This window comes from Cryobacterium aureum (assembly GCF_002954245.1).
Classification (GTDB): Bacteria; Actinomycetota; Actinomycetes; order Actinomycetales; family Microbacteriaceae; genus Cryobacterium; species Cryobacterium aureum.
The window spans coordinates 1-16,852 of record NZ_PPTG01000045.1; the positions used below are offsets into that span (position 1 = coordinate 1).

A 16,852-nucleotide genomic window follows, 5' to 3' on the forward strand; every position below is an offset into this window, starting at 1 on the left:
CATCGGCGGCCGCCCGCTGGGCTGGGGACTTCGGTGCTTTCAGCTTCTCATTTCGTTCTGTCATGACCATTAGTGTCACTCCTTCAAATGAATCCGCAACCCCTTACACAAACCATCTGACACCCTCGCTGAGGCCGATCCGAACACCCTGTTCGGTGGTCGCCGCCCGGTCGTGCAGGTTATCGTCACCGAACACGACCGCCCCACCACCATCCCCGCCCCCAGCACCGCGGAACCCAGCGCGACAGCGTCTCCGCGGCTGGCTACCCCAGCCGACGCTCCGGTTACGACCCAGGCCACGGCCACCGCAGGCACCCAGGAGGCCCAGGCAGTCGGGACCGCTGAGCGCAGCGAGGCCACAAAGGCCACGCCGAGCACGCGGCCTTCCCCGGCCGCCATAGGAACGGGGGCGTTCGGTTACCTCGAAGGCAATCCGGCTCCGGTGTCAGCGGAGACGATTGCCCGACATCTGTGCGACACGGGCTACCGGGGCATTCTGTTCGACCAGGCCGGGCAACCCCTCAATGTCGGCCGGGATGCACGCCTGTTCAACCGGGAGCAACGCCGCGCCCTCGCCGCACGCGACGGCGGATGCCGCTGGCCCGGCTGTGACCAACCACCGTCGTGGAGTGAAGCGCACCACGTTGAAAACTGGGCTGATTTGGGCTTTTCCAACATCGATCAGGCCATATTGCTCTGTGTTCTCCATCACCTGCTGCTCCATAACCGGCACTGGAAGATCCTGCTCCTCGACGAACAGTATTGGTGGCAACCCGCCGTCGAAATCGACCCCGAACAGACACTGATTGCACTGCCCAGCAAGAACCCACTCATGCAGCGGCCACTGCGGCTCGACCCGACCGCAGAATCCTACTAATAAAAAACGCCGGAAACACCGTTAACGAGACACACCCGCAGCGGCGCGTTGGGCGATGGCGGTCTCGACGAGCTCGACCGGCGGGATGGTGGCGCCCCGTAGACAGGGGGCGTCGCAGCGAGGGCGGTTTGTGCTGCCGCTTCAGTGACGCTAGGCGGGCTCGAGGGTCAGGGTGTTGGTTGCGTTGTCGTTGATGGAGGCGGGTGTGAACAACCAGGCACGGGTCTCGTGGTCGCGCCAGAGCGGCGCCTGGTCGGTGTAGTTGGGGTGGAAGGCGTGACCGGATGCCCCGGTGAGATTGATCCAGGTGGAGTCGTCGAAGTTCTCGAGGCTGATCACCTGCCGCATCGACGGCACCCAGTCCACCTGGTAGCCCTGGGTGGCATCCCAGCCGACCGCGTTGACGACGGCGGAACCTCCGGCAAGCTCGTACGGCCCGCGGTTGAACAACCACTCGAGAGGGGCGATTCCGGACTCACCGAAGCTCTGGTTGGTGAGCTCCAGCGTGTGGATGTTGCCCCACTGCCAGTCTTGCGGGTTCGAGCCCATGAGGTCCGCGGCCTCGGCCGCGGCATCCGTCATTACGCGCCGCAGCATGCTCTCCTGGCTGATGGTGCCGTAGGCAGCGTTCGACCACCACGGGGAGTTCGGCTGACTGAGCAGGCTCGTGACCACGGAGAACGCCCGGTCGCCACCGGTGAGAGCAGCGCCGTCGTCGATCTTGCCGGTGAACATGTCGTGCAGCAGCGTGCGCCAGATCACGTTGAAGTATGCAGCGGCCGCACTATCGGCGTCGACCTGGTAGTCCCAGCCGTCAAGCAGTTTCTGCGCTTCGGCAGCGTCGCCGGTTAGTCGCACCTGCTGCAGAGCCGGAACCAGCGTCGCCGCGATGGCACTGTAGTTGTCACCCTGAATTTCGCTCATCAGCTCTGCTGTCATCGGGGTTTTCACGGCGACGAGCTCTTGTAACCGAGCCGTGATCTGGTTCGCCCGATAGCCGAGATCCCAGTCGGCGGTCAGCAGATACGGGTAACTCGGGTCAGCGGCCGCGTTATTGGCCGTGACGATGTATCCGCTCGGCGGATTAAACGTGCTGGGCAGAGCGTCAAAGGGGATGTAGCCGGTCCAGCCGTACTGACTGGTCCAGCCTGGAACCGGCAGAGTGCCGTTGCCACTGGCTCGAATGGGAATGAGCCCCGGGGCCTGATAGCCGATATTGCCGTCGACATCTGCGTAGGTGAGGTTCTGCGCCGGCACCTCGAACAGGGCGGCCGCAGCGCGAAAACTGGTCCAGTCGGTCGCCTGGTTCAGGGCGAAAATAGCGGATGCCGTGTGCCCCGGCGTGAGCGCCGTCCACTGCAGGGACAGTTCGTAGCTGGTCTGCTCCGCGCCGGCCTCGGCGGCGGGGGCCGGAGTCAGCCCCGTGGCCGCGGGAAAGTCGCTTGCGATCTGCTGGTACGTGGTTCCGTCGAACCCGCTCAGCAGCGGCCCGTGTTCGGTCGAACGAATCTCGATCTTCACGTCGTCACCGCCGGCAACGGAGATTTTCTCGTCGCGCAGCAGCAGGGGTTTCTGAGCACCGTCGAATTCGTAGTTGTTGCCGGTGACCTTCTCGATATAGAGATCGGCGACGTCGGGTCCGAGGTTGGTGAACCCCCACGCAATGCGCTCATTGTGGCCGATGATGATACCGGGCATACCCGAGAAGCTGTATCCGGCCACGTCGAACGGGCAATCGACGGTGATGGACTGGCAGCGCAACCCCACCTGGTACCAGACCGAGGGCAACGCCGGCCCGAGGTGCGGATCGTTAGCGAGCAGCGGCTTGCCGGTATCGGTCAGGGTACCGGAGACCACCCAGGAATTCGAGCCGATCTCCCCGCCGGCCGGCCCGAGCAGCTCTGGCACGGACCCGAGGTGTGTGCGCAGCTCGGTTAAAGCCCCAGCGTAGGCGTCGATCGGAGCTAGCGCGGCGGGGACATCCGTTGAATCCGGGGCCGGTTCGGGGGCTTGCGGTGCCTCGGCAGACGGCGCGGTGACGGCTTGGCTTCCGGTAATGGTGGGATGCTGCCCGGCCGGAAAGTCGGGGTGGAGCTGGCTCACCTCGGTAGGCGTGAGCGTCGTTGACAGCAGGGCCCGGTCGATCTCGTCGTCGAGGTTGGAGCGCAGGTCCCAGGCCATGGCTTTTAGCCAGGCGACAGAATCGGCCGGGGTCCACTTTTCGACCTCGTAGCCGGGGTTTTGCAGGCCCAGCACGGCATACTCCAGCGACAGGTCGGCACCGTGATGGGTGTCGAGGTAGGCGTTCACACCGTCGGCATAAGACTGGTAGTAGCCGAGCGTCACCGGGTCGAGCAAGGCAACTTCCTGCTCGGCGACGGCTCGCCAGCCGAGCGTGCGCACGAACCTGTCGGTGCCGACCTGGCTCTCGCCGAACAGCTCCGAGAGCCGGCCGCTCGTGACGTGGCGGCGAAAGTCCATCTCCCAGAACCGGTCCTGGGCGTGCACGTAACCCTCAGCGAGAAACAGGTCGCTGGCGGTTTTCGCGGTGATCTGCGGAATGCCCGCGTCGTCGCGGGTGACGGTGACCGTGCTCGACAGACCGGTGATGTCGACGCTGCCCGCGAGTGTGGGAAACGACCGCGCGACCGTATAGAGGCCGAGCCCTGCGGTGACGAGCACCAGGCCGATCACGACAGCGACCGCGATCAGCAGTCGCCGAACACGGCGGTGCCCCTTGCTGCGCGGTGCGTCGGTTCCCACATCACTCCCTCGTGAATTCTGCAACCTGCCAGAGCGGATACCGCTACCCGGATGCTAGCGGAACCCACCGACATCCGCTTGTCAGCACCGGCTCAGGCGTGCAGCGCGGCGTTCAGCGTGATGCCGCTGCCTGAGCGTGCGAGCACCTCGACGGCGCCGGAAAGGGAGTTGCGGCGGAACAACAGGTTCGGCACGCCCGAGAGCTCGACCGCTTTCACCGTCGGGAACGTGCCGTCGGTGAGTCGTGGTTCGCCAACGAGCACAACCTTGGTGCCGGCCGTGACGTAGAGTCCAGCCTCGACCACGCTGTCATCGCCGATCGCGATGCCCACGCCCGAGTTAGCACCGAGCAGCGCGCGGGCACCGATCGAAATGCGCTGCGTTCCACCGCCGGAGAGGGTTCCCATAATGGATGCCCCGCCACCGATATCCGCGCCGTCTCCGACCACGACACCCTGTGAGATACGGCCCTCGACCATGGAGGAACCGAGGGTGCCGGCGTTGAAGTTGACGAAGCCCTCGTGCATCACGGTGGTGCCAGGGGCGAGATGGGCGCCGAGCCGCACGCGGGAGGCATCCGCTATTCTCACGCCGGCCGGAACGACATAGTCGAGCAGCGGCGGAAACTTGTCGACACCGCTAGCCTGAATGCCGGCGCGCTGAAGGGTCGGCCGCAGGCGGGCGAAATCGGCCGGAAGAATGGGTCCGGCGTTGGTCCAGACCACGGTCGGCAGGTACACGAAAATGCCGTCGAGGTTGATGCTGTTCGGCAGGACGAGCAGGTGCGAGAGCAGGTGCAGCCGCAGGTACGCATCCGAGGTGCTGGCTGGGGCGGCGTCGAGGGTGATTTCCACCGTGACGGCTTCGAGCCGCACCGCGCGGCGGGCATCGTCGCCGGCCGCTTCGCACAGTTCGGCCGGAACGATCCAGCGATCGCGGCCGGTCGGCAGGGCACCGAGTGCCGGGGTCGGAAACCAGGTGTCGAGAACGGTGCCGTCGGCGGCAACGGTGGCGAGACCGTACCCCCAGGCCTGGGTCGGTGTGGCAGGAGCGTTTTCGGAAACTACGGAGGGCATACCTCTAGATTAGTAGGGTGACTTCTAGACTTCCGGCCCCAGCAAAAACCACCGTGCTCGACCTGACGGCGACGTCAATCGAACTGACCAGACAAATCTGCGACCTGGAGTCGGTGTCGGGCAATGAGACCGCGCTCGCCGACGCGATCGTGGCGGCGCTTCAAGGGTTCGACCACCTCGAGATCATTCGCGACGGAGACACCGTCGTCGCCCGCACCAACCTGAATCGTGCGCAGCGGGTCGTCATTGCCGGCCACATCGACACCGTGCCGCTCAACGGCAACCTGCCCACGCGCTATGAGACCATCGACGGCACCGAGTACCTCTGGGGTCGCGGCACCGTCGATATGAAGGCCGGCGTGGCCGTGCAGTTGAAGCTCGCCGCGGAACTGACCGACCCCGGGGTCGACGTGACCTGGATGTGGTACGACCACGAAGAGGTCTCCGACGAGCTCAACGGCCTCGGCCGGCTCGCCCGCAACCGTCCCGACCTGTTCACCGGCGACTTCGCCATTCTCGGCGAACCGACCCGAAGCCAGATCGAGGGCGGCTGCAACGGCAACCTGCGCGTGGAGATTCGCACGTTCGGCCTGCGCTCGCACTCGGCACGCAGCTGGGTCGGCGAAAACGCCATTCACAAAGCCGCCCCGATTCTCAACATTCTGGCCGGCTACCAAGCCCGCGAGGTCGAAGTTGAGGGCTTGGTCTACCGCGAGGGACTCAATGCGGTCGGCATCACCGGCGGCGTCGCCGGCAACATCATCCCCGACGAGTGCATGGTGCACGTCAACTACCGCTTCGCCCCCAGCCGCAGCGCCGACGAAGCTGTCGTCCACCTGCGCGAGCTGTTCGCCGGCTACGACCTCACGGTCGTCGACCGCGCCGAGGGCGCCCGGCCCGGCCTCGACGCCCCGCTCGCCCGCGAATTCCTCGCTGCCGTCGGCGGTGTCGCCACACCCAAATACGGCTGGACCGACGTCGCCCGCTTCTCTGCGCTCGGCGTTCCGGCCGTCAACTACGGCCCCGGCGACCCGCTCAAGGCTCACGCCGACGACGAACGCGTCGCCGTGGCCGAGATCACAGCCTGCGAGAACGGTCTGCGCGCGTGGCTGAGCGCATCCGTTCGTTAAAGCAGAACAGGAATGACTGAGCGGATGCTCCGCCCGTCGCGCGGCCGCCGGCTGCCGGCCGCTTGGCACGCCCGCTACCGGCTGACCCCGTGGTGGGGCAAGGTGTTCGTGGTCTGGGCGCTGTCCCGGGTGGTCACGACGAGCCTGGTGCTGGTGTTGGCGAGCGTGCAGGGCCCTAACGCCTGGACCGGTGCCAGCCCGAAATACACCGATTTTGCCACCATGTGGGACGGCCGCTGGTACAACATCGTCGCGGCGGTCGGCTATCCGAGCGTGCTGCCGGTCACCGAAACCGGACAGATCGGTGAGAACGCCTGGGCCTTCATGCCGGGCTACCCGGTAGCGGCCCGCCTGCTCATGGAACTGACCAACTTTCCGTGGGCGCCGATAGCCGTGTTCGTGTCGGTCATGTTCAGCCTGGGAACCGCCCTGCTGTTCTACCGCCTCATGACGCGGGTGCAGTCGCCAGCGACCGCCCTGTTCTCGGTCGTGCTGTTCTGTGTCGCCCCGCTGTCACCAATTCTGCAGTTCGCCTACGCCGAATCGATGTACCTCTTCTTTCTCACGCTCGCGCTCTTCCTACTGCTCGAGCGCCGCTACTGGCTGCTCTACCCGGTCATCGCGGTGATGGCCCTCACCAGGCCGAGCGGGCTCGCGTTCGCCCTCGCGCTCGGCCTGCACGTGATCTACCGTTTCGTCACGCGCGAGCGTGACCCTTTCCCCGTTGCCGAGCGGATGCTGGCGGCCTCCGTCGCACTGTTCAGCGCGCTGATGGGACTGGCCTGGCCGATCGCGGCCTGGGCCGCCACCGGCGACCTGATGGCCTACACCGACACCGAGTTAGCCTGGCGGGCACCATACATCGGGTATGTGGAACTGGTTCCGTTCACGGCCTGGTTCCAGGGCGGCATTTGGTGGCTCGGTAACCCGTGGGGCGTAGTCGTGGTCACTGCGCTCATCCTGTCTTTCGCGGTGCTGCTGTTCACGCCCGCCGTTCGGCGGCTCGGCGTGGGCCTGCGGCTGTGGGTGGCTAGTTACGGTCTGTACCTGCTCGCCGTGTTCTTTCCGCAGTCCAGCACGTTCCGGCTGCTCATGCCGATGTTTCCCCTGCTCGGCGCGGCCGCGCTGCCGCCCAACCGCATCTATCGGGTGTCGATCGTTCTCGTCTTTGTGGCCGGCCAATGGGGCTGGCTGCTGATCTGTTGGGGCGTCGACGGTTACGACTGGACTCCACCGTAAATGCCCGGACCTGACACTGAGTCCGACCCGAATTTACGTCTCGGGCCGAGATAGTCGATAATGGGTATACAAAGACGAATGGAAGGGGAGTTCATGGCGGCCATGAAGCCACGTACCGGAGACGGTCCAATGGAGGCTGTAAAAGAGGGGCGCCTGATCATCGTGCGTGTACCGCTCGAAGGTGGGGGTCGGCTCGTTGTCTCCGTCAACGACGCCGAGGCCAAGGAACTTCACGATGCACTTGCCGGGGTTGTCGCTGCGGCGAAGTAGCCTCGTGTTCCTGTAGTTGATACACCAGAACGGCCGCGCAGTGACTGCGCGGCCGTTCTGGTGTAGCTGGGAACGCTCTAGGCGCGCAGCTTGGTGATCTGCAGCAGTCCGTCGCCGACGGGGGAGAGCGCGCTGATCACGGCGCTCGACGCGGCGATCTCGGTCAGCAGGGTGCGAAACCCGGTCGCGACATCGTCGCGTTGGGCCGGGTCGGCTACCCGTCCGCGCCAGAGGGCGTGCGCGACGAGGACGGTGCCACCCGGACGGGCCAGGCGCAGCCCGTGTTCGACGTATTCGATGACCGACTGCGGGTCGGCGTCGATGAACACAATGTCGTAAGAATTCTCATTCATGCGCGGCAGAACTTCGCCGGCCTTGCCCGTGATGAGGCGCACCCGGTTGGCTGGAATCTTTGCTTCGGTGAAGTTCGCCTTGGCGTGCTGCAGGTGGTCGACCTCGGTATCGATCGAGGTGAGGGTTGCGCCGGGAGCTCCGGTCAGCAGCCAGATGCCCGAAACTCCGGCCCCGGTGCCAACCTCAAGGATGCTGCGTGCCCCGGTCGCGGCGGCCAGAACGGCCGATTGCGCCCCGACCGCGGGCGGGATGGCATCGATCCCCAGCTCGAGGGATTGCTGGCGCGCTCGGGTGATGGCTTCGGACTCCACGACATAGTCGTCGGAGAATTTCCAGTTCAGTTCAATGTCAGACACAAATAACTCCAGTAGATGATTAGGTCAAGACTAGGGCCGGGGCGCGTGTGGTCTGTGGATGCCTCGCCGTGCAGTTACTCTAAGGACATGTTTGGGCTGACGTTCGAAAAGATTCTTCTGATCGGGATCATCGCTGTCTTCTTGCTTGGCCCCGATAAGCTACCGCACTATGCCGCCCAGCTCGGTCGCCTCGTGCGGCAGCTCCGTGATATGGCCAACGGTGCCAAGGATCGTATGCGCGATGAAATGGGCCCGGAGTTCGACGATCTGGACTGGAAAAAACTGGACCCGCGCCAGTATGACCCGCGCCGGATCATCCGGGAAGCTCTCGCCGACGAAGATCCGTTGAAGGAACAGTCCGCAACGATTTCCCGTGCTGAACCCAATCCCGAAGGCGCCTATCTGAAACGCAAGCGTGCCCGGGAGGCGGCCCTGGCCGCGCTCGAGCCGGCCCCATTCGATTCTGAGGCCACCTAAAGCCCATTCGCAAAGGAGATTCGATGTCGAAAAGCCCGCCGCAGATTGTGCGCGTCAAGAAGAAGCCGTACGAGGCCGAACTTGCCCGTCTGCAGGCTGAACTGGTCACTATGCAGCAGTGGGTGAAGTCATCCGGTGCGCGGGTGGTGGTGATTTTCGAGGGCCGCGATGCTGCAGGCAAGGGATCGGCGATCAAGCGCATCACCCAGTATCTTAATCCGCGTGTCGCGCGCGTGGTAGCTCTGCCGATGCCCACCGAACGCCAGCGCGGCCAGTGGTATTTTCAGCGCTACATCGAGCACCTGCCGTCGACCGGCGAGATCGTGCTCATGGACCGCTCCTGGTACAACCGGGCGGGCGTCGAACGGGTCATGGGCTACTGCACGAGTGACGAATACCGCCGGTTTCTGCACCAGGCGCCCCTGTTCGAGCGGATGCTGGTCGAAGACGGAATCCTGCTGGTCAAATACTGGTTCTCGGTGTCTGACCAGGAGCAGGAACGCCGTTTTCGTTCACGTCTGAAGGATCCGATGCGCCGCTGGAAGCTGTCTGAAACGGATGTGCTGTCGATCATCAAGTGGGTGGACTACTCCAAGGCAAAAGACGAGATGTTCGTGCACACCGACATCGCCGAAGCACCCTGGTGGGTGGTGGAGAGTGAGGACAAGCGGGCCAGCCGACTGAACGCGATCAGCCATCTGCTCTCGCTGGTGCCGTACGAGAAGACCGACCCGCCCAAGGTTCGCATTCCGCCACGCCCGTCGGCCTCCGACTATGAGCGACCGCCGCGCGAGATGAACCACCAGGTGCCCGACCACGCGGCGACGCTGGCCAAGCCGGAGGAATAGTTTTCAGCGGGGCGTGAGCCCGAGGCTGAGCCCAGCGAGCCCCCGCGCGCGGGTCTTCATGGCGAGCGCCAGCGCCAGAATGGCGCGGGCTGCTGGGTCGTCGGGCGCGCCGAGCACGACCGGCAGGCCGGCGTCTCCGCCGGTGCGCAGTGCCAGGCTCAAAGGAACCTGCGCGAGCACCGGCACCGGTGTCTCCTGCCCGACAGAGAGCCGCCTGGCCACTTCAGCGCCGCCACCCGAACCGAACAGTTCAAGCAGGCTGCCGTCGGGCTGCATCATCGCCGACATGTTCTCGATCACGCCGTAGACACTTTGCCCGGTCTGTCGAGCCACGATTCCGCTGCGCTCGGCCACATCGGCCGCCGCAGCCTGCGGGGTGGTCACGACGATGACTTCGGCGTGCGGTAGCAGCTGGCCGACCGTGATGGCGACGTCGCCGGTACCCGGCGGTAGGTCGAGCAGCAGCACGTCCAGGTCGCCGAAGTACACGTCGGTGAGAAACTGTTTGATCGTGCGGTGAAGCATCGGGCCGCGCCAGGCGACCGCAGCTGACTTGTCGTCGATGAACATGCCGATCGAGATGACCTTCACGTTGTGCGCGATCGGCGGCAAAATCATATCGCCGACCTGGGTCGGTTTGACCGCGAGGCCGTCGTGCACGAGGCCGAGCAGACCGGGAATGCTGAAGCCGTGCACGTCGGCGTCGACGATGCCCACCCGCAGGCCCTCGCCGGCCAGGGCCACGGCCAGGTTCGCGGTAACGGTGGACTTGCCCACCCCGCCCTTACCGCTCGTGATCGCATAGACGCGGGTGAGGGATTCGGGGCCGAACTGCACGCTGCGTTCCATCTGGCCGCCGCGGAGCTTCTCGGTGAGTGCGGTGCGCTGCTCGCGCGTCATGATCGCCACCTCGACGCTCGCCTGGCCGACCCCGGCCACTGACTCGGCGGCGGCGAGAACGTCACTCTCAATGCGTGCAGCGGCCGGACAACCGGCAATGGTCAGGCGGATGCCGACGCTCACCTGCCCGGTGTCGCTCACCGTCACCCCCGACACCATGTCGAGATCGGTGATGGGCTTTCGAATCTCCGGGTCGGTCACCCGGGACAGGGCGGTGAATACTCGCGAGCGAATGCTGTCGGGCGTTGGAGTCAGGGAAGCAGAATTCATCTGGTAGGGCGGCTTTCGTTGGTGCTTGGTTCCGGGTCTTCATCGGGGTTAATGCGCTCATTACTGCGCTCGTCGAGATGCTCGAGCAACGCACGCAGTTCGGCGCGAATGAAATCCTTCGAGGCCATGTCCTTGATCGCGATGCGCAGGGCCACGACCTCGCGGGCGAGGTACTCGGTGTCGGCGAGGGTACGTTCGGCCCGCTGCCGGTCCTGTTCGAACTGCACCCGGTCGCGGTCGTCCTGCCGGTTCTGCGCGAGCAGAATCATCGGCGCGGCATAGGAAGCCTGCATCGACAGCACCAGGGTCAGCGCGATGAACCCGAGCGCGACGGAGTCGAAGCGCCAGTCCACCGGCGCGAGGGTGTTCCATGAGATCCAAGCGACGGCGAACAGGGTGAGCCCGAGCAGAAACCACGGGGTGCCCATGCCGCGGGCGATCGCCTCGGTGAAGCGGCCGAACCGGTCCCTGCTGTGTCCGCTCCGATTCAGCCCAACGATGTTGCTCGTGCGCAGACCCTTGGGGGCGTCGAGGCGCAGGTCGGCGCGGTTATTGCGGGCCACGAGGTGTCCTCTGCGCTCCGGGCAGCGGAATGCTACCGGTTCTCAGTTCACTGCGGGCAGCGGCCCGGCGGCGTACGTCGTCATTGCCATCATGGCTGCGCCAGTCGTCGGGCAGTAGGTAGTCGAGCACGTCATCAATCGTCACCACCCCGACCAGTCGGTAGTTCTCGTCGACCACCGGCACCGAGACCAGGTCGTAGCTGGCCAAAATGCGGCTGACTTCGGCGGCTGACGTGTCGGCCGTGACCGGGTCGAGACCGGCGTCGAGCAGCGTGCCGAGGCGTTCGTGGGGCGGGTAGCGCAGCATCCGCTGAAAATGCACCATGCCCAGAAAACGACCGGTGGGAGCTTCGTAGGGCGGCAGGGTGACGCAGATCGCCGCGCCGAGCGCCGGGGCCAGATCGTGTCGACGGATGCGGGCGAGCCCCTCAGCGACCGTGGCGTCGGCCGAGACGATGATCGGTTCGGTCGTCATGAGCCCGCCGGCGGTGTCAGGGGCGTAGGAGAGCAGAAAGCGTACGTCTTCGGCCTCTTCGGGCTCCATCAGGTCGAGCAGTTGCTCGCCGCGTTCTTCGGGCAGCTGGGCGATGAGGTCGGCGGCGTCGTCGGGCTGCATCTGGTCGAGCACGTCGGCGGCGCGGGCATCGCCGAGGCTGGTCAGGATGCCGACCTGGTCGGTTTCGGGCATCTCCTCGAGCACGTCGGCGAGTCGGTCGTCTGGCAGCTCACCGGCCACCTCGAACATGCGCTCGCGTGGTAGGTCGAGCAGGGTATTGGCAAGGTCGGCGGGTTTGAGGTCGGAGTAGGTCGCGATGAGGTGCTCGGCGGATTGCGCCTGGCCCTTGGTCTCTTTCTCGCGTACCTCGGCCCAGGTGGCGAAGGTCGTGACGCCCTTGACGAAGGGTGAGGCGCTGGTTTTAGGTCGCCGCACGAACAGCTGGCTGATGGCCCAGTCGGCCTCCGTGCCTTCCTTGATCGCCACGTCTTCAATGGTGGCTTCGCCGGAACCGTCGGTGAAGAGCACCTTGCGGCCGAGCAATTCGGCGATGACGCGCACTTCGCCGCCGCGTTGTTCGTAGCGGCGCACGTTGATGAGGCCGGTCGTGATGATCTGGCCGCTGCCGATGCTGGTGACCCGGTTGATCGACACGAACACGCGGCGTTTGCCGGGGATCTCAACGATTAGACCGACGACGCTGGGCGGGTCGTTTTTTCGATACACGACGAGAACATCGCGCACCTTGCCCACGCGGTCGCCCGCGGGGTCGAAAACGGTGCACCCGGCCAGTCGGGCAACAAAAACTCTGGTGGCACTCACACTATAAATGTAGGCCACTGGCCTGATATTGGTGGCCCGGCACGAAGGGTTCATTTTTTCGCTGAATGGCCGCTCAGCCCCGCAGCCCGGCCGACGTGAAAGAATGGGGCTATGAGCAACCAGAGCCTCTTCTCTCGACGCCGCCCGGTGCTGCCCCCCGTGTTGCCCCGCGGGGAGGTGCTTGCCACCTACAGCACGTACGCCGACGCGCAGGCCACGGTCGACACGCTCGCGAAGGCTGATTTTCCGGTGAAACAACTCTCGATCGTGGGCAACGACCTCAAGAGCGTTGAGCGGGTGACCGGCAAACTGACCTACGGCCGGGTCGCGCTCGCGGGGGCGGTATCCGGTGCCTGGCTCGGAATCTTCTTCGGTATTCTGTTCTTTCTGTTCTCGCCCACCGGATCAAGCCTGCCGTTCGTGTTTGCCGCCCTGATCATGGGTGCGGGGTTCGGCATGCTGCTCGGGATCGCGAGCTACGCGATCAACCGGCGCCGCCGTGACTTCACGTCGACGATGCAGGTCATCGCGACCAGCTACCAAATCGTCGTCGATCCGGAGCTGGTGCACCGTGCCCGTAATCTCATCGGTGAAGAGCCCCCGGTACCCACCACCCCCTCGGACTAATCACGCGAAAGCGGGAAATTCGTTGTTTCAGCCGTGTCGAAGCAGCGAATTTCCCGCTTTCGCGATCACGGGGTTAGCGCTTCGACGCCGCGATCCACGCCTCTACCTCGGTGGCGGTGCGCGGGATGGCCGCTGAGAGGTTCTCGGCACCGTTCTCGGTCACCAGGATGTCATCTTCGATGCGTACGCCGATGCCGCGGAATTCGGCCGGAACGGTGAGGTCGTCGGGCTGAAAGTACAGGCCGGGTTCAATGGTGAAGACCATGCCCGGTTCGAGAACGCCGTCCATATACATGTCGCGGCGGGCCTGCGCGCAGTCGTGCACGTCGATGCCGAGGTGGTGGCTGGTGCCGTGCACCATGTATCGGCGGTGCTGGCCGTTCTCCGGCTGCAGGGCTTCGTCGGCGGTGACCGGGAGCATGCCCCACTCGGCGGTACGGCGGGCGATGACGTTCATCGCCGCAGCGTGCACGTCGCGGAACACAGCGCCCGGGTGAACGACGGCGAGGGCGGCATCCGCTGCTTCACGAACGGTCTCATAGACCAGACGCTGCACCTCGCTGTAGACGCCGTTGACCGGCAGAGTGCGGGTGATGTCGGCGGTGTAGTAGCTGTCGAGTTCCACGCCGGCGTCGATGAGAATCAGGTCGCCGGGGGCGACGACGCCGTCATTGCGGGTCCAGTGCAGGATGCAGGCGTGGGGGCCGGAGGCGGCGATGGTGTCGTAGCCGACCGTGTTGCCGTCGCTGCGGGCCCGAGTGTTGAATACGCCCTCGACCAGACGCTCGCCCCTGGCGTGCCCGCTCGAGCGTGGCAGGTCGGCGATGACATCGTCGAAGCCACGCGCGGTCGCGGCGACGGCGAGGCGCATCTGCGCGATCTCGTAGGCATCCTTCACCAGGCGCAGCTCGGAGACGTCGCGGGCCAGACCGGCATCCGGCTCGTGTTCGGCGTTGATCTCGATGCTGAACGGGGAGTCGGTGGCACGGCTGTCGAGTACACGTTCGGCGGCGAAGCGCAGGCGGGCTTCGTCGACCTGCTCGGTGAACGTCGGGTCGGCTTCGCGCAGCACGAGGGTTTCGCTGTCGACGGCGCTCAGCACGCCGGCGAGCTCGGCGATGCCGCGCACGTCGAGCGCGAGGTCGCTCGCGACCTGGGCCACCGAGGGGCGCGGGCCGATCCAGAACTCGCCGATGTCGGGGTTGGCGTAAAATTCGTCGGAATCGCGACCGGCTCGTTCGCGAAAATACAGGGTGGCGTCGTGGCCGGCATCCGTCGGCTCGAGCACGAGCACGGCGCCCGGTTCGCTGTCGCTGCCCCAGCCGGTGAGGTGCGCGAAGGCTGAATGCGCGCGAAAGGCGTAATCGGTGTCGTTGGAGCGCTGCTTCAACCGGCCGGCCGGAATGATCAGGCGCGCTCCGGGGTACTGCGCCGAGAGCCGTGCGCGGCGGGCGGCGGCGAACGGAGCCTGCGCGCGCGCGCGGGGCAGCACATCGGTGCGATCGGCCCAGCCGCTCGCGATGAACGATTTGAAGCCGGTGGATCCCGGTGTCGTCGAACGGTTCTCGTTCGAACGCGCAGCGGGAATAAGAGCGGAAGCGGTGGTATCAGCCATTGCACCATTCTCGCACCGCACTCTGGGCAGCGGCCGATCACCATGGCGCAGATGCTGCGACGTGCAGCCGCCTCGATCAGCGGATGCTGCGCGGCCGGTCGATTCCGCGTCCAGCCAATTAGGTTGCCGGCGTGAGCGTGGCCACGATCGACCGGTGATCGCTGCCGGCACCGTCGAGCGACTCGATCACCTGCAGCGCGCTCACGTGCCAGTTCGGGGTAGCCATGACATGGTCGATGGGGCTGCCGAGAAGCGCGGGAATGCTGGTGGGCCAGGTGCCAACGGCCGCAGCACCGGACGAGAGGGCGGCATCCGCGCAGTTGCCGAGAACAGCGTCCGGCTCGCCACTCGCGCGGCCGGCCATGTGATCGAGCGTGGAGTTGAAATCGCCCGCCATGATGACGTTGTCGGCCTGGCACTGGGTAGCGAGCCAGTCGAGGTCGCTGCGCCAGTTCGACATCTCATACTGGATCGGGGCGACGGCGTGCACGGCCACGATGGTCGGTCCGCTCCCGTCAACCGGTTCGGCCACTACGGTCGGCAGCACGTTGGTGTTGCCGGGCGGGCCGGAACCGGCCGCGTTGCTCACGGCGTAGTCGCCGAGGTCTGGACTGATCAGCAGGGTGGTGGAACGAGCCTTCGACACCAGATCGAAGGCAAGCGTGTGCACCCACATGGGCCGGCCAGCGTCCCGCATCAGTTCGGCGATCAGAATGCCGGTCTCCTCCGTGGTCTCGGGCAGGGTGACGACGTCCGCGTTCTGAGCCACCGCTTCCGCGGCGATGACCGCGGCGCCGGGAGCGTCACCCAGGGTGTTCCAACTGAGCACGGTGACGGAGTCGGCGGAACCGGACGGCGCAGTACTGGCATCCGCGCTATCGGCAGTGAAACCGCGGGAGGCGAGAATACCGACATTGGCCACGGCGAACAGGGTGAGCAGCACCATGACCATGCCGAGGGTTCGCCGCAGCGGTCGAATGAATCGCAGCAGGCCGAACAGCACGAGGCCGACGATTGCACCGATCACGGCTATCGTCCGAAACGACACGAGGTGTGCGACGACCCAGGTATTGTGCAGGCCAAACGCCTGTGGCCAGGTCAGGACCAGCAGAAAAACGGCGGCAACGATGAGAAACAGTGCCCGGAAAAGTCGCGTGAACATTGTTCTGAACTGTAAATGAGAATTCTGGGGAATCCCCGGCGCCGCCCGCAGCGAAAAGTGGGCGCGGGTGGCCAACTAGCATGGGGTCATGGCAGTCGCGCGGCAATTCCAGGGTCCGATCGATCTGCACGCGCACTCGAGCGTGTCGGACGGTACGGAGACGCCGGCCGAGCTGGTTCGTGCCGCTGCTGCGGCGGGCCTCGGCACAATTGCCCTCACCGACCACGACTCTACGGCCGGCTGGGCGGAGGCATCCGCTGCGGCGCGCACCGAACAGCTCACGCTTATTCCCGGAATGGAATTCAGCACCCGGGTGCAATACGCGAGTGTGCACCTTTTGGCATATCTCTTTGACCCGACGGATTCGGCCCTGCTGGCGGAGATGACCCGGGTGCGCGCGGCGAGGCTCAGCCGGGCCGAGCAGATGGTCGCACGCATCGGGGTGGACTACGACCTGAGCTGGGATGACGTACTCGCCCAGACCGCCCCCGATGCTACCGTCGGTCGGCCGCATATCGCCGACGCACTCGTGGCCCGAGGTCACGCGCGCAATCGCAGCGCGGCCTTCGCCAATATTCTGCATTGGAAAGCCGGCTACTTTCAGCCGCACTACGCGCCCGACCCGCTGCGCGCGATCGAACTGGTGCGGGCCGCCGGGGGAGTACCGGTGATCGCACACCCCGCAACACGCGGTATCAATGATGTTGTCGAGGAATCCCGGCTGAAGACGATGGTGAAGGCCGGCCTGTTCGGCCTGGAACTCGAGCACCGCGAGAACAACCCCGAACCCACGGCGCACCTCTACAAACTCGCCGCCGAGCTCGGGCTCTTTGTCACCGGTTCGAGCGACTATCACGGCACCGGCAAACCAAACCGGCTCGGCGAGAACACGACGGCCCCCGAGGTGCTCGATCGCATCATCGCTGAGGGGCGCGGCTCAGCTCCCGTCTACGGCTGATCTTTCAGAGCGGATGCCGGCAGTTCCGCTACAAAAATGCCCGGCCCCA

At 65.5% G+C, this 16,852-nt stretch carries 16 protein-coding genes; 8 read left to right on the plus strand and 8 right to left on the minus strand.

Translation table 11 applies throughout. The features are described 5' to 3' along the window. Nucleotides 1–172 precede the first annotated feature (172 nt). A complete protein-coding gene (locus CJ028_RS15430) occupies nucleotides 173–877 on the plus strand; it encodes an HNH endonuclease signature motif containing protein (protein ID WP_105036116.1) in 705 nt (234 codons plus the stop codon). A 150-nt stretch (nucleotides 878–1,027) separates the two neighbouring features. On the opposite strand, the gene CJ028_RS15435 is transcribed toward CJ028_RS15430, so the two are convergent. Continuing rightward, nucleotides 1,028–3,640, minus strand: a complete 2,613-nt coding sequence (locus CJ028_RS15435; RefSeq protein ID WP_105036117.1) for a penicillin acylase family protein — start codon at nucleotides 3,638–3,640, stop codon at nucleotides 1,028–1,030. 92 nt (nucleotides 3,641–3,732) lie between these two features. Beyond that, nucleotides 3,733–4,716: a 2,3,4,5-tetrahydropyridine-2,6-dicarboxylate N-succinyltransferase gene (gene dapD, locus CJ028_RS15440; protein ID WP_105036118.1), complete on the minus strand. Its 984-nt coding sequence runs from the start codon at nucleotides 4,714–4,716 to the stop codon at nucleotides 3,733–3,735. 17 nt (nucleotides 4,717–4,733) lie between these two features. Here dapD and dapE point away from each other — a divergent pair, with 17 nt between their 5' ends. From dapE to CJ028_RS15455, 3 genes are all read left to right on the plus strand, one after another. Continuing rightward, a complete protein-coding gene (gene dapE / locus CJ028_RS15445; RefSeq protein WP_240607336.1) occupies nucleotides 4,734–5,846 on the plus strand; it encodes a succinyl-diaminopimelate desuccinylase in 1,113 nt (370 codons plus the stop codon). 12 nt (nucleotides 5,847–5,858) lie between these two features. Continuing rightward, nucleotides 5,859–7,085 carry a hypothetical protein gene (locus tag CJ028_RS15450; RefSeq protein WP_240607337.1) on the plus strand — a complete coding sequence of 409 codons (1,227 nt, stop codon included), beginning with the start codon at nucleotides 5,859–5,861 and terminating at the stop codon, nucleotides 7,083–7,085. Nucleotides 7,086–7,178: 93 nt separating this feature from the next. Next, entirely contained in the window at nucleotides 7,179–7,355 is a 177-nt protein-coding gene (locus CJ028_RS15455) for a DUF3117 domain-containing protein (RefSeq protein WP_092108645.1), read from the plus strand. Between the two features lie 77 nt (nucleotides 7,356–7,432). Here CJ028_RS15455 and CJ028_RS15460 read toward each other — a convergent pair whose 3' ends face one another. Then, a complete protein-coding gene (locus CJ028_RS15460; RefSeq protein ID WP_105036120.1) occupies nucleotides 7,433–8,065 on the minus strand; it encodes an O-methyltransferase in 633 nt (210 codons plus the stop codon). 87 nt (nucleotides 8,066–8,152) lie between these two features. Here CJ028_RS15460 and CJ028_RS15465 point away from each other — a divergent pair, with 87 nt between their 5' ends. Both CJ028_RS15465 and ppk2 read left to right on the plus strand, forming a co-directional pair. Further along, on the plus strand, nucleotides 8,153–8,542 hold the full coding sequence (locus CJ028_RS15465) for a sec-independent translocase (RefSeq protein WP_105036121.1): 390 nt from the start codon (nucleotides 8,153–8,155) through the stop codon (nucleotides 8,540–8,542). A gap of 23 nt (nucleotides 8,543–8,565) precedes the next feature. Next, nucleotides 8,566–9,390, plus strand: a complete 825-nt coding sequence (gene ppk2 / locus CJ028_RS15470) for a polyphosphate kinase 2 (RefSeq protein ID WP_105036122.1) — start codon at nucleotides 8,566–8,568, stop codon at nucleotides 9,388–9,390. Nucleotides 9,391–9,393: 3 nt separating this feature from the next. Here ppk2 and CJ028_RS15475 read toward each other — a convergent pair whose 3' ends face one another. The 3 genes from CJ028_RS15475 to CJ028_RS15485 are packed head-to-tail and all read right to left on the minus strand — an operon-like array spanning nucleotide 9,394 to nucleotide 12,441. Next, entirely contained in the window at nucleotides 9,394–10,560 is a 1,167-nt protein-coding gene (locus CJ028_RS15475) for an Mrp/NBP35 family ATP-binding protein (RefSeq protein ID WP_105036123.1), read from the minus strand. Continuing rightward, nucleotides 10,557–11,123, minus strand: coding sequence for a DUF1003 domain-containing protein (locus CJ028_RS15480; protein WP_105036124.1), 567 nt, complete (start codon nucleotides 11,121–11,123; stop codon nucleotides 10,557–10,559). Before CJ028_RS15480 ends, CJ028_RS15475 begins: the two co-directional genes overlap by 4 nt. After that, on the minus strand, nucleotides 11,110–12,441 hold the full coding sequence (locus CJ028_RS15485) for a magnesium transporter MgtE N-terminal domain-containing protein (RefSeq protein WP_105036194.1): 1,332 nt from the start codon (nucleotides 12,439–12,441) through the stop codon (nucleotides 11,110–11,112). Before CJ028_RS15485 ends, CJ028_RS15480 begins: the two co-directional genes overlap by 14 nt. A gap of 111 nt (nucleotides 12,442–12,552) precedes the next feature. Between CJ028_RS15485 and CJ028_RS15490 the strand changes: the two genes are divergently transcribed. Next, nucleotides 12,553–13,068, plus strand: a complete 516-nt coding sequence (locus CJ028_RS15490) for a YflT domain-containing protein (protein WP_105036125.1) — start codon at nucleotides 12,553–12,555, stop codon at nucleotides 13,066–13,068. A 73-nt stretch (nucleotides 13,069–13,141) separates the two neighbouring features. On the opposite strand, the gene CJ028_RS15495 is transcribed toward CJ028_RS15490, so the two are convergent. After that, nucleotides 13,142–14,683, minus strand: a complete 1,542-nt coding sequence (locus CJ028_RS15495) for an aminopeptidase P family protein (protein ID WP_105036126.1) — start codon at nucleotides 14,681–14,683, stop codon at nucleotides 13,142–13,144. 118 nt (nucleotides 14,684–14,801) lie between these two features. After that, nucleotides 14,802–15,845, minus strand: coding sequence for an endonuclease/exonuclease/phosphatase family protein (locus tag CJ028_RS15500; RefSeq protein WP_105036127.1), 1,044 nt, complete (start codon nucleotides 15,843–15,845; stop codon nucleotides 14,802–14,804). 88 nt (nucleotides 15,846–15,933) lie between these two features. Here CJ028_RS15500 and CJ028_RS15505 point away from each other — a divergent pair, with 88 nt between their 5' ends. After that, nucleotides 15,934–16,803 carry a PHP domain-containing protein gene (locus tag CJ028_RS15505; RefSeq protein WP_105036128.1) on the plus strand — a complete coding sequence of 290 codons (870 nt, stop codon included), beginning with the start codon at nucleotides 15,934–15,936 and terminating at the stop codon, nucleotides 16,801–16,803. Nucleotides 16,804–16,852: the final 49 nt, after the last annotated feature.